Annotated in this window: 10 protein-coding genes; all 10 read right to left on the minus strand. The window is 55.8% G+C overall.

All coding sequences use genetic code 11. The features are described 5' to 3' along the window. Window positions 1-103: 103 nt before the first annotated feature. On the minus strand, window positions 104-1,369 hold the full coding sequence (locus HZS81_RS05965; RefSeq protein ID WP_338401818.1) for a glycosyltransferase: 1,266 nt from the start codon (window positions 1,367-1,369) through the stop codon (window positions 104-106). A 222-nt stretch (window positions 1,370-1,591) separates the two neighbouring features. Next, window positions 1,592-2,413: a SapC family protein gene (locus HZS81_RS05970; RefSeq protein WP_179929641.1), complete on the minus strand. Its 822-nt coding sequence runs from the start codon at window positions 2,411-2,413 to the stop codon at window positions 1,592-1,594. A gap of 36 nt (window positions 2,414-2,449) precedes the next feature. Next, window positions 2,450-2,986 (minus strand): dTDP-4-dehydrorhamnose 3,5-epimerase, encoded by a 537-nt coding sequence (gene rfbC / locus HZS81_RS05975; protein WP_179929642.1) that lies wholly within the window; start codon window positions 2,984-2,986, stop codon window positions 2,450-2,452. A 22-nt stretch (window positions 2,987-3,008) separates the two neighbouring features. Next, a complete protein-coding gene (rfbA, locus tag HZS81_RS05980; RefSeq protein ID WP_179929643.1) occupies window positions 3,009-3,890 on the minus strand; it encodes a glucose-1-phosphate thymidylyltransferase RfbA in 882 nt (293 codons plus the stop codon). 102 nt (window positions 3,891-3,992) lie between these two features. After that, window positions 3,993-4,685, minus strand: coding sequence for an ATPase (locus tag HZS81_RS05985; RefSeq protein WP_179929644.1), 693 nt, complete (start codon window positions 4,683-4,685; stop codon window positions 3,993-3,995). Between the two features lie 453 nt (window positions 4,686-5,138). Then, on the minus strand, window positions 5,139-6,032 hold the full coding sequence (gene rfbD / locus HZS81_RS05990; protein WP_179929645.1) for a dTDP-4-dehydrorhamnose reductase: 894 nt from the start codon (window positions 6,030-6,032) through the stop codon (window positions 5,139-5,141). Further along, window positions 6,029-7,081 carry a dTDP-glucose 4,6-dehydratase gene (rfbB, locus tag HZS81_RS05995; RefSeq protein ID WP_179929646.1) on the minus strand — a complete coding sequence of 351 codons (1,053 nt, stop codon included), beginning with the start codon at window positions 7,079-7,081 and terminating at the stop codon, window positions 6,029-6,031. Before rfbB ends, rfbD begins: the two co-directional genes overlap by 4 nt. 236 nt (window positions 7,082-7,317) lie before the next feature. Next, entirely contained in the window at window positions 7,318-8,751 is a 1,434-nt protein-coding gene (locus HZS81_RS06000; RefSeq protein WP_179929647.1) for a mannose-1-phosphate guanylyltransferase/mannose-6-phosphate isomerase, read from the minus strand. Between the two features lie 92 nt (window positions 8,752-8,843). Then, complete coding sequence (locus tag HZS81_RS06005; RefSeq protein WP_179929648.1) at window positions 8,844-10,157, minus strand: coiled-coil domain-containing protein; 1,314 nt, start codon at window positions 10,155-10,157, stop codon at window positions 8,844-8,846. A gap of 22 nt (window positions 10,158-10,179) precedes the next feature. Then, entirely contained in the window at window positions 10,180-13,176 is a 2,997-nt protein-coding gene (locus HZS81_RS06010; protein ID WP_179929649.1) for a glycosyltransferase, read from the minus strand. Between the last annotated feature and the right edge of the window lie 40 nt (window positions 13,177-13,216).

Below are 13,216 nucleotides of genomic sequence, written 5' to 3' on the forward strand. Positions count from 1 at the left end.
TCAACAAGCTCAGGGTGATCGGGTGGCACTACCTGTAATAGACTTAGGAAAACTTAGGGCGAGTGGGGCTCAGCGAGCGACTGTGTCTGTGCAAAAGTGAGTGTCACAAAAGCTCCTTAATCAGTGCCAGCTGTTGCGGAAAACAGACGGTCTTGAGATCGTAATGCTCAACAATGTGCTGGCGAGCCCGTTGACCAACTTGCTGCATTTTTTCAGGGTTTTTCAGCGCAAAAGATACTTGCTCGACTAATCCCTCGTGAACAAAGAAATCAACCAAGAGGCCATTGTCATCGTGTGTGATGACTTCTCTAACCGGTGCCGTATCAGAGCCAATCACCGGTGCACCGCAGCTCATGGCCTCTAACAATGACCAAGAAAGCACGAAGGGGTAAGTCAGATAGACATGCGCACGGCTTAACTGCATCAACCCAATTAGGGTTTGATGAGGCACCCGACCTAAAAAGTGCACACGTCGAGGGTCAAGCGCTTCGCGTACTTCGTCGAGAAAGTACTGCTTCCAGTTGCCAGCGGCAGGCGGGGCACCATAACTGACGCCATCCCCTCCCACAATAAGCACATGCGCGTTAGGGTGTTTCCGGAGTAATGCTGGCAGGGCGCGCATAAACACGTGGTAACCGCGGTAAGGCTCCAAATCACGGTTGAAGAAGGTCACGACTTCGTCTTGACGGGTAAGGGTGAGCCCCTCGCCTAAGGTGACAGTGATGTCTGCGTTAGGTACGAAGCGTTGGGTATCAATGCCTTCATGGACGACACGCAGCTTGTCGTGATAGCGGTGCGGGTGTGTATCGCGTTGGAACCGCGTAGGACACACGCCAAGATCCACTTCCTCTAGCATCCACAATGGCCAAAGGTTTTTTAATCGTACCTTGGTCCGCAGTGCTTCCTCGGGCGGGAATTCCGGGTCGAAGTCCAGATCAAGCCCTCTGGCATGGTAATAAAACTCAAACCAACCGAGTATACGGCTACTAGGAAAGATATCGCGTAGGTTGAGCATGTCTCCCCACCCGGTATGGCCAATGATGAGATCGGGTATCCACTCCTCGTCACACCATGCGTTAAGCACCGCTGCGGCGGAGCGCCCGCGAATAATTTTGCTATCCAGCGGTTGCACCCAAGGATCCAAACCTTGCGGATGGCCACGCAGGTAAGAAACATGAACGGTCTCAATGGGAGACGTTTTCGCAGCCGATGAAAAGCTTATTGCCCTAACGTCTGCTCCCTGCGCCTGTAAAGCGGGCGCTAAATGCTGAAATTGACCCGGAAAGTTAGGGTGCATAAACAGCACCCGCATATTTCGAAATAAGTCCAACACGATGTCCTTAATCGGATTTATAGCGGTAGTGCTCATCGCCGCCAGCGCCGATAAGCTAACCGTAATATACCGGCTAGTGCCCAAACCAGGACACTACCCGCAACGATATAGACGAGCCCTTGTCGCCACCCTTCCAACTGGGAGGCTGTTTGCGCGATCACATTGGCGGAAAATAGCGCGAAGAAACGCAGTAACAAAAATTGCGGGGTAGGCAGGCGTTTCCAAAGCACATTACATATCCAGTGTGAGAAACATGGGCTATTCGCCGAAGTCGAACACGTTTTCGTCGTCTTCCTCGTCCAGCAATGCTTCGATATTGGTTTTTTCGGCCAAGTGTTTCTGCCACTCCGTATGTAAGCGATACCGTCGCCCGACGTGCTGCAAACGTTGCTCAGAAAAGAGTTGTGCATAAGCAAGTGACATGGCACCCGACGCCGTTAATGCCTTGATGGTCTCAGCCGGTAACGCTTTTAGCGCTGTCTCATTCACACGATGTAGCCCTCTGACCGGTTGGGTCGTGGCCGCATCGTTGAGATCGTCGTTGTGGCTGAGGTGGACTTGCCAAGGTTCAATAAGCCCTGCGGCATTGAGTTCCTCTACACGTTTCAACGTCAAACGCCGGTTTTTCTCAAACGCCTCCAATAATGCCTGCGTCTTCTTCAAGCTGTCGCTGGGCTCTCCATTATCGGAAAAAAGGCGTGCTGTCTTGTCATCTGCTTGGTTTAAAAAACACCCTTGCGATGTATCGACGCAAAGCGCTGTCTGCTCAGTGGTCTCGATCGCCATCATACGGAAAGGGTAAGCCCGGTAAAACGCCGGAATATACTGGCCAAGCCAGCGGCCATCCGGCGCCACATAAACGTTCAACCCCGGCTGTAGTGACTGAACGGCCACGAGCTGAAACGGGGCGTGCTCGTCGGCATGCACAAAGGCAAGGGGCATGTTGGTGAGCAAATGGGATAGCTCGGCCATCACCACCGGCGCCACAACGTCTTGAGCGGCGAAAAAATAACGCGAGGGGCGTTTCCAGCCGGCATCACGGTGAGCGACGGGGCTAACGGGTATGTAATTCAAGGGCATCCTTGGCTCCAGGTTTAAAAACTACTGCATCCAATGTCACAACCGGGCGCCTGAAAGTGGGGGAGCCTGGCGGTCCTTTGTGGAAAGTATGGGTGCCACATCAATTGGCCAATCAATGCCGATGGTCGGATCGTTCCATATAATACTGCCCTCATCTTCAGGAGCATAATAAGCGGTGCATTTGTACTGGAATTCCGCTTCCTCGCTGGTGACATAAAAACCATGAGCGAAACCCGGCGGCACCCACAGTATCTGCTTGTTGGCATCGCTTAGTAGCGTTCCCACCCAGCGGCCAAAAGTGGGGCTGTTCTTGCGTATATCCACGGCGACGTCGAACACTTCGCCACGGGTTACGCGGATCAGTTTGCCCTGTGGTTGCGTCACCTGGTAATGGAGACCGCGCAGAATGCCTTTTTTTGATTTGCTATGGTTGTCTTGTACAAGAGTATAAGGGCCACAATGCGTTTCGAATTCGCTTTGGCGAAACGTTTCCATAAAGAAGCCACGTTCATCACCGAAGACGTTTGGTGTGAACATTATGACGTCAGGAATGGCTAATGGCTGTACCTGCATGCGTTTTGTCCTCAGCGTATTTTTAATAAATCGTTTCGCGCAGGAGCCCAAGCAGGTACTGCCCGTAGCCATTTTTTGCCATGGGGGTGGCGAGGGCTTCCAACGCCGCGTTGTCGATCCAACCCTTGCGCCAGGCCACTTCTTCCGGGGCCGCTATTTTCAATCCCTGACGTTGTTCGATCGTTTGAATAAACTGGCTAGCTTCCAGCATGCTTTCATGCGTACCGGTATCCAGCCAGGCATAGCCCCGGCCCATTACTTCTACCTTTAAGGCCTCGCGTTCCAGGTACAGCCGATTGAGGTCGGTGATTTCCAATTCACCGCGAGGAGAAGGGCGCACCTGCTTGGCCAATTCCACGACGTTTTCATCGTAAAAATACAAGCCGGTGACGGCATAACGTGATTTTGGCTGAGTGGGTTTCTCTTCCAGGCTCAATACCCGGCCCTGGGCATCGAACTCGGCCACACCATAGCGTTGGGGGTCATTAACCGCATAAGCAAACACACTCGCGCCTTCACGCTGGGCATCGGCGTTTTTTAGTAGGGCCACGAAGTCATGGCCATAGAAAATGTTGTCGCCCAGTACCAGGGCACAGGGCGATCCGTTCAAAAACTGCTCGCCAATCAGAAACGCCTGGGCCAAGCCATCGGGAGAGGGCTGCACGGCGTATTCCAACTGGATGCCCCATTGACTGCCATCGCCCAACAGCTGTTCAAAGCGGGGCGTATCCTGAGGGGTAGAGATGATCAAAATTTCACGAATACCCGCCAAAAGCAGCGTACACAGCGGGTAATAAATCATCGGCTTGTCGTAGATGGGTAATAGCTGCTTGGAAATGGACAGGGTGGCGGGGTATAAGCGTGTGCCGGAACCGCCGGCGAGGATAATGCCTTTGCGGGACATCAAGGTTCCTTATCGTTAGACAATGAAAAGCATATAGATATGAAGGACAATCTCGAACTTGCGTTGGTATGCTGTGTCGTTAATGAGTGCAGCGATGAAGGGCTAAAGTGACGCTAGCCTAACCTTGGAGCGAGACCATTTATCCAAAATTGCCTCTACAAACCAAGAAGCGTCAACTTGTTTGAACTCCTTTTCGTAAATATCTAGGAAGCCGTCGGGGGTAATCTCGGCAAAGTGAATGTGTTCTTGACCGGAATTATCGAAGAAATATACGCGCTTGCATCTCTTCGACATACTAAACAGCATCTCCAAACTCTTTTTGTAGCGGCTGAGGATTTTATTTGCTGGAACATCGTGCCCGCCAGCCATAACACGCCCTTCAACACGTTTCTGATTAATTAGAGGGTCACTCGTGCAAATATAATAAAGGTAGCTTTCAAACCCTGCACTGTTTGCTTGATCGACGAAATCTAGGTGGCTTTCATGACTCATCACAGATTCATACGTCAGGGAAAGTTGTGCCTCCAACCACTCACTGCGCAGACCAACCGCAATACGTTGCGCTAAAATAGTGGCAAACGTAGAGTCAAATTGCTCAATTTTATCGTCAAAAAGCGGCGCATTAATTTCAAGCATGTTGGCGGTTGCTTGGAATACCTGGGAAAAAGGTACGTATTTTGCAATGTCGTCAGGATTAATATATTGCCCTAAAGGCACGTTTTGACTAATTAAATAGCGAGCCAGTGTTGTCTTACCTGAGCCATTAGGTCCAGCGATCAAACGGAGTCTTGGCATAAGTAGGCTCGCAGATCAAACGGCTTTTGGGGTGTCACTGCCTTTATCACCCTTTCCTTTTTATCGGCACCGACTTCTACGATGTTGCCATTTTTCACATAAACCACTGGCACACCACGCTCAAGCTGCTTTTTTATTGCACCGTGTGATGCTCTGCGCGCGTAGTCCTGTAGCTTACGGGTGTCCTCCATTGGGTCTTTGCGCTCATGCTTCCGTATACGGATAGGCGTTTTAACCGTCATATCACTTACCCCCGATCAGTTGGTTGACCTGCTCGTGTAGCAAAGGTATTACCCAAGAATAGCATGTCGCGACGCCACATTGTCACTCCTGCTGGGGCAGGGAACCAGCACAATCAAGCCCGCATCCATGCCACCTTAACTCTTCCTATCTCTTCTTGACCCACATCAGATAGCTTCACTTCACTCGCGACGCCACCGTTGGCAGCCTGTGTCATTGCGAGGAGCGCAGCGACGAAGCAATCTGTTCTTCCAAGCTGAGTGCCAGCTGTTGTTGCCAGTGAGGTAATCGCACGTCTAGCGCCTGCTCCAGCTTTGCGAGCGCAAGGCGTGAATTAAGCGGCCGCTTTGCGGGGGTGGGGTAGTCCGCCGTAGGGGTCGCGCTGACGTGCTCAGGCGCAATGGTGAGTGGTTCACCGCGTGCGCGTGCCTGCCGGAAAATCTCGCAGGCAAAGCCGTGCCAGCTGGTTTCTCCGCGAGGGGCGAGGTGGTACAACCCGCTGTCAATGTTGCGCGTAAGTGCTCGCTGTGTGACTAACGCAATCAAGCGGGCCGGGGTCGGCGCGCCTATCTGGTCGTTCACTACGCTCAGTGACTCCCGCTCACGGCCCAGGCGCAACATGGTATGCATAAAATTACGGCCACGCGCACTGTAGACCCAGCTGGTACGAAAAATAAGGTGTCGGCAGCCACTCGCCTGGATGGCGTGGTCGCCTGCGAGTTTTGTACAGCCATAAACATTAATCGGTGCGGGCGTGTCAGTCTCACGCCAAGGGGCTTCGCCGTTACCAGCGTAAACATAGTCGCTTGAATAATGGACTAACGTAGCCGCGTGTGTAGCGGCAAATGTGGCCAGCTGGGCGGGTAGCTCACTATTTAAACGTTTTGCCAGCCGTGTCTCTTTTTCAGCGTGGTCGACCGCTGTGTAAGCGGCGGCGTTCACTATCAGCCCAGGCGAGTAGTCGTTCAGCCATGCGTCAACAGCGGCGGCATCGGTGAGATCCAGCTCCCGACGGCCAGGGGCGTGAACCTCTCCTGACAGGCACAGTTGGCGCTGCAATTCGAAGCCGACTTGCCCAGTACCACCGAGTAACAGGATATGGCTCATGCTGGGCTTTCCTGCTGTTCGCGATAGCGTCCATCCATCACCGCCGCTACCCACTGCGGGTTTTGCAGATACCACTGCACGGTTTTGCGCAGCCCTGTTTCAAAGGTTTCCCGTGGTTTCCAGCCCAGTGTCTCAGCGATTTTGCCTGCATCGATGGCATAGCGCCTATCGTGCCCGGGGCGGTCGGTGACATGGGTGATCAAAGACGCATAAGAGCATCCATTGGCTTGGGGGGCCAGCTCATCGAGCAGGGTGCATACTGCATGCACGATCTCCAGGTTAGGCTTTTCATTCCAGCCGCCAACGTTATAGACCTCGCCAGGTGTGCCCGCTTCCAATACTCGGCAAATGGCTCGGCAGTGGTCTTCCACGTACAACCAATCGCGCACCTGTTGCCCATCACCGTATATCGGCAGTGGCTTACCCGCTAGCGCGTGGGTGATCAATAAAGGAATCAGCTTTTCCGTAAACTGAAACGGCCCATAGTTGTTGGAGCAATTGGTGGTAAGCACCGGCAAGCCATAAGTGTGATGATAGGCCCGCACCAAGTGGTCGCTGGCCGCTTTGCTGGCGGAGTAGGGGCTATTGGGTGCATAAGCCGTGGTTTCAGTGAACGCTGGGTCTTGTGGCCCAAGAGTCCCGTACACCTCGTCAGTGGACACATGCAAGAAACGAAACGCGCTTTGCTCCGCCGTGGGCAGGGCTTGCCAATACCCACGCGCTGCCTCCAATAAATTGAAGGTGCCGTTTACATTGGTGTGGATGAACGCCTGCGGCCCATGAATGGAGCGGTCTACGTGCGATTCCGCCGCAAAATGCACAATGGCGCGTGGCTTCAGTTCCGCCAGCAAGCGGGGCAGCAACGTGGCATCGGTAATATCGCCATGCACAAACCGATACTGCGGATTGCCTTCCACCCCCTGTAGGTTGGCCAGATTACCGGCGTAAGTGAGTGCGTCCAGATTCGTAACTGACTCATCACTCTGCGCGCACCACTGCAAAACAAAATTGGCGCCGATAAACCCGGCACCGCCAGTGACTAATATCATTGTGTTTCCAAAGTATATGTTTGCTGCCTAGTGGCCCCATACCACAAAAGATGGGTTGAGCTTTTCGCTCGGCGTGGCTAAGCGGCTCGCCTTGCCCTTAATTCTTCGACAAGCTCAGGTTGACCAGTGCAAGGGGCAAGCTCAGGGGCTTAAATGTCCCTATAACGTATCAGCAACAAGGAGGTGTTCAATCCCGGTTTCCTGTTGCTGGATACGAGTTGCTTGGATCGCTTGCGTTATGTATCCGGCGCGCGCCCATACCCGTCTTCCAAACGGACGATATCGTCTTCGCCCAGATAGCTGCCGGATTGCACTTCGATGAGTTGCAGCGGTACTTTGCCGGGGTTTTCTAACCGGTGGGTTTCGCCCATGGGAATGTACGTGGATTCATTTTCGCGCAGCAAAAACGTGCGATCACCGCAGGTGACTTTGGCGGTGCCGCTGGCCACGATCCAGTGCTCGGCGCGGTGGTAGTGCATTTGCAGCGATAACTGGGCGCCAGGTTTCACGGTAATGCGTTTGACCTGGTGACGTTCGCCCAAATCGATGCCGCGGTAACACCCCCAGGGGCGATGTACCGTGGTGTGGATATTGTGCTCGTCGCGGCCTTCGGCTTTGAGTTTTTCCACCAGTTTCTTAACGTCTTGCGCGCTGTGGCGATTCGCCACCAATACCGCGTCGTCCGTGGAAACAACGATCACGTCATCCAAACCGGTTATCGCCACCATGCCATGATCGGCATGCACATAGCTGTTGCGGGTATTGTGGAGCAACACATCGCCATGGGAGGCGTTGCCGTTGCCATCCTTGGGCTGAATGTCCCACAAAGCGGACCAGGCTCCCAGGTCGCTCCATCCCATTTCCACGGGGACGACGGCGGCATTGCGGGTTTTTTCCATCACCGCGTAATCGATAGAGTCGGACGGTGAGGCGGCAAAGGCTTCCGCGTCCAAGCGGCAAAACGTGAGGTCATCCTGACTGTTGACCAGGGCGCCTTGGGCCGCTTGCACCATCTCGGGGTGGGTTTTTTCCAGCTCTTCCAGGTAGGCCTTTGCGGTAAACAGAAAGATACCGCTGTTCCAAAGGTAGTTGCCTTCCTCAAGGTAGTGCTTGGCGGTGGCTTCATCGGGTTTTTCCACAAACCGGGCCACGCGGTGCACGCTTTCCAGCCCCTCCCAAGCGTCGTTGTGTTGAATATAGCCATAGCCGGTTTCAGGAGCGCTCGGCGTGATACCAAACGTGACAAGCGCGCCTTGCTGCGCTGCCTGCGCTGCCTGCTCGATTGCCTGATGAAAAGCGGCGACGTCTTGAATGACGTGATCCGACGGGAGCACAAGCAGCAGAGTGTCTGGAGCTTGCTTGGAGACGTGCAATGCGGCAATGGCGACAGCAGGTGCTGTGTTGCGTCCCACAGGCTCTAACATAATCGCATCGGGTTCGCTGGCAATTTGGCGCAGCTGCTCGGCGACGATAAAGCGATGCTCTTCGTTGCAAATCAAAAGTGGTGCCGCAAAGCCCTTGCCGCTGACCCGTTGTACGGTGGCCTGGAGCATGCTGCTATCACCTGCCAAGGGTAAAAACTGCTTGGGATACCCCGCCCGCGACATGGGCCAAAGCCGGCTGCCAGAGCCGCCAGAGAGAATAACGGGCGTGATAGAAAATGACGTCATATATAGTTGCTCGGTTCAATCAAAAAAGTCTAAAAGACACAAATTATAGGAAAGGATACCCGACGACAGCAGTACCAGGTAGCCTACCGCCCCTATGCGGTGCCGTGAACCTGAGCAGCCATTTTGCTGATGACATGCCGAGCCCGGTGCAACGTGGCTTCGCTCGCCTTGATGCCGTTCTGGAATTCCTGGTTGGCCAGGTAATAACGTTCGAGTTCTTCCTGCACCTGATGCAGTTGAGCGAGCAGCAGGTCGTTCTCTTCGGCAAGTCCCGTTTGCTCGGCTTCGGAATCCGCCAAGGCTTTACGGCTAGCTTCCAAGGATTGGGTTAGCTCGGCCTGTCGGGTGTTTGCCTGGGTAAGCGCCTGGCTGGATTGGGCTTGCTGTTGTTCCTGGTGAAGCTTCAATTTCTGGTGTTCAGCTTTCAAGGCGGCATGGGCCGTTTCGGCTTGCTTGTGGGCCTGTCGGCTTTTTTCAAGTTCCGTGGAAAGCTCGGCCTGTTTGGCTTTGGCCTGCTCCAATTTCTGGGTGAGGGCGGTGATACGCTGCGTGTGTTCATCAAGCTGTATCTTGGCGCTTTCCTGGTGAGCTTTACCGTCCAGAAACTGCTTTTCGAGTTCTTCCTGCACCTGATGCAGTTGAGCGAGCAGCAGGTCGCTCTCCTCGCTCAATTCCTGCTTTTCTACCTTTGCAGCCGCCAATGCCTGATCGCGCTCTTGACCCATCTCTGACAATTGGGACTTGGTTTCCGCAAGCTGAGACCTGGTTTCCGCCAATCGGGATTCAAGGGTGGCCAGCTGCGCTTGAGCTTCCGGTAAACGGCGTGCCTGTTTGAGCTGGTCAAGCAACGCATGAAAGGCAGCGGGCTGGGGGGTGGGCAGTTGAGCACGAAATTCAGGTTCGCCTTCGGGCAGCCAGGCGGCGGCTTCTAGCATTTCATACAGCTCCCACGCTTTGGGAGCAGCTTGAGCGAATAAACCGGGCAAGGCGACATTAGACGTGGAAGCGCTGTCGTCGGCACGATTTTCAGGGGGGGAAGATTGCTCAACGTCCTCTGCAATTGTGGGTATTCCCAGCGCCTGGGGAAGTTCGGCCATCGGCGCCCGGTCGGCATTCACCAGCCACAACCGCCCGCGCAAATGGCGCCGCATGGCCAGCACATCGCGCTGCTGGTGCTGCCACTCGGCTAATGCCGCCTCGCTTGCGCCTTCTGCGTCTAGCACCTCTTGCCAGGGCGCACGGTAGAACCAGACCCAAACGGCGTCTTCATCCGCCTGCGCATGGTGATGAAGAGCTTGCTCACAAAACGTAGCAAAGGGCTGGCACTCAACGGTGCTTTGCGAGGCGAATGCCGCACGCCACTGACGGTAGGCCGCTTCACCCAGGCCGGACACGAACACTTGCATAAAGAATCTTCCAAATAAAAGGTTAGGAAACGGAATCGATGGAGCCACTGTGAGCCTGCAGCGACGCGGTAATGGAGGCCAGCAATGGGGTATATACCTGCTGCAAGGCCTGAACATAACGCCTGGGCCTGAAGGTTTCCACGGCTCGTTGGCGGGCCGCTAGGCCCATGGCATGCTGTGTTTCAGGCTGATTGACCAGCTGTTGAATGGCATCTGCCACGGCCCGGGTATCGCCGAAGGGTACCAGGTAACCGGTTTGGGCATTGACGACGAGTTCAGGCAGCGCCCCCCAGTGATAGGCGATGACCGGGCGGGCGGCGGTCATTGCTTCCAGCACCGTGCGCCCGAACGATTCCTGAACGTGAGAAAGACTGACCACCGCATCCAGCGTCGCCAAGGCGGTTTCAGGCGATTCGATATAGCCTTCGAAAACAAGATTATCGGGTAACTCGCCCGCCGCCCGGCGAAGGCGCAATGCTTCAAGCTCTGGGGTTTGCGGCCCGTATAGCACGCAATGCACCGGGCGCTTAAGTTCACCGGAGGCCGCTGCAGTTGCCAAATGCTCGGCGAGAGCGGCCAAATCCCCTAGCCCCTTGTTGGCTTGATTGTTACTTAGCAACCCCACCCGGTAGGGCGCCGCTCGGGCGAGTGGCTCCGCCGCGTTGTATTGAACCGGTGGCGGCAAGCTCAACAAGACATTCATATCCAGGGTGTTATGCACTACCTGAACCGGAACGCCTGGGGTGTCGGGACTCTGCAGGGCATGAAAGAAATCCGCCACCACCTGTGAATTGGCCACCACCACATCCGCCAGGGCTAGGGCGCGGCGACCGATGGTTTCTGCACTGGCTTCCAGGCGCTGGCATAGCGCCGAATCATGGGCGGGCAGTTCATGAGCGTGGATCACCAGCGGCACCCCGGCCATGTTGGCGGCATGGCAAGGGGCATCCTGTACCAGCGTATTCACATGCACGGCATCGACGTGATAACGCTCGATGATTTCCAGCACATGCGCAATGGCCTGGGGGCAACTGGCTTGGCCCTGGCGCCACCAGTGATAAGGCACCACAGCCACCCCCTGTACATAAGACTGCAGGGCGGCCAGGTAAGCCACGCTATGCGCAGCAGGCAGCAGCACCAGGACGTTGTATTCCATGGCCTCCAGCGCCCGGGCGGTATCGATCAAGCAGCGTTCAGCGCCGAATGGCTGGGCCGGTGCCTGGTGCCCGCACAGCAGTACTGTGGGGCGTGATGGCATAACTGGCTGCCGACCAGGAAACACCGGGTGCGGCTCTAACCCTTGCGCGTGCCCATGGCGCAGGAAATGCGCTAATGGATTGGTCATTTTCGCTTGCTGCAGCTGCCTGGCATAACGCAAGGCATAACCGCTGGTGCTGAAATGCGGCCCGGGGTCGCGGCCTTCCATGGCGCCATGGTCAAGAAAATGCGCCAAGGGGTCGATCTTTGCGTCTTGCAGGTCGGTGTAGTGCGTGAGGTACCAGGCGGCATCCCAGTAGTCGCTTTGCTGGATCAGGTCTTCCAACGGCCCATGAGCGGCGCTTTCGGCCCCCCGGCACATCAAGCGCGGCGCCGGAAACGGGCGCTCTTGAGGGTGCGCCGCCAGAAAGGCATCGCGGGGGTGGCGAAAGCCGGCATGCCAGCGTTTTGCGGCATCCGCGTAGTGCTGGCGCAAGCCGTGAAACATGGTGAGCAGGTGGGTGTCGCTTTGCTGGGTCAAGGAGCCGGCTTCCTGGCGACCTATGGCCAAGGGCACGCCCGGCAATACATCCACCAGCGCCTCTGCACCGTACACAGCCAACAAACGGTTGTGGAACTCGGTATCCGCCGCCACGCTTACGTTGTCCCAAAAACCCAGGGTCTCGCTTACCTGGCGACGAATCATCAAGGACGAAATATTGCGGTATATCCAGCCCTGCTCCATGCACCAGTGGGTAAAGTGCAGCGCCTGGGTAGCGCGCACCCAATGGGAAAAGCAGCCAGCCGCTTCAGGTTGCTTAATCAGCGCCAAGGCTTGGTATTCCAGCTTCTGAGGGTGGGACCAGTCATCGCTATCGTGGGTGGTGATGAAATCACCCGTGGCATGGGCCAGGGCGGTATTGCGCGCGGCATAAGCGCCCTGGTTGCGCGCATGGCTCAGCACGGTGACTTTCAGCCCAGTCCGGGGCGGGTCAGCCGCCAACTCGCGTTTCACCACCGCCAGGGTGGCATCGCTACTGGCATCGTCTACCAGTAGCAGCTCCAGGTTGGGCCAGGTTTGCGCCAACAGGCCGCGCAAGGCAGTCGCGATGCTGGCCTCGGCGTTATACATCGGCACCATGACCGAAACACGCGGGCAAGGCGATGGCGCCGTTTCACTGAGAGGTTGCGCGACCGAGCTGAGCGAATCGAACTCCCACACAGGATAAACTTGCTCGGAAGAGTTACCCCACAGGCGTACCGCTGTCAAACCATGCTGACTAAACAGCCGGTTAAGGGTTTGCTGGCGGTGGGTAATGTTTGCCGACCCCAGGCTTGCCATGCCCAAAAAATTACAGCGCGCCAAGGGAATGTCCGGGCAGTTGGGAAAACGTTCGACCAGGCCGTGAAGATAAAGCGCGGCCTGGTTCAAATCACCGGTTTGAATGGCGGCTTCCACGCCCATAAGCCACGGCCCGGCATGGCCGGGTAGAGCATGCTCCAGACTATGAAAGCGCTGCAAGGCTTCCGCGCAACTCTGCCATTGAGCGGTTTGCGCGTACCAACGGCACAGCGCCCAGCTGGCATAGGCCTGCTCCAGCGGTGTGCCCTGTTGCTGTGTGGAGCGCAAACGGCGCAGCATGGGGCTAGCCAAACCCCGCCACAGGTAGTGTTCATGCACCTGGCTTTGCAATAGGCGCGGATAACGCCCTTCCCCCCAGCCATGGCGGCCAAAGTGCTCCCACGGATCAATACCCGCCGCCGCCACATCGGGGTATTGCTGCAGGTACCAGGCGGGGTCGAATTCAGTTGGGTCAATCATGAAAAGCCATGGTTTTTTGGCGGAATATGAAGTTAGAAGT

The sequence above is a fragment of the Vreelandella salicampi genome (genome assembly GCF_013415105.1).
Classification (GTDB): domain Bacteria; phylum Pseudomonadota; class Gammaproteobacteria; order Pseudomonadales; family Halomonadaceae; genus Vreelandella; species Vreelandella salicampi.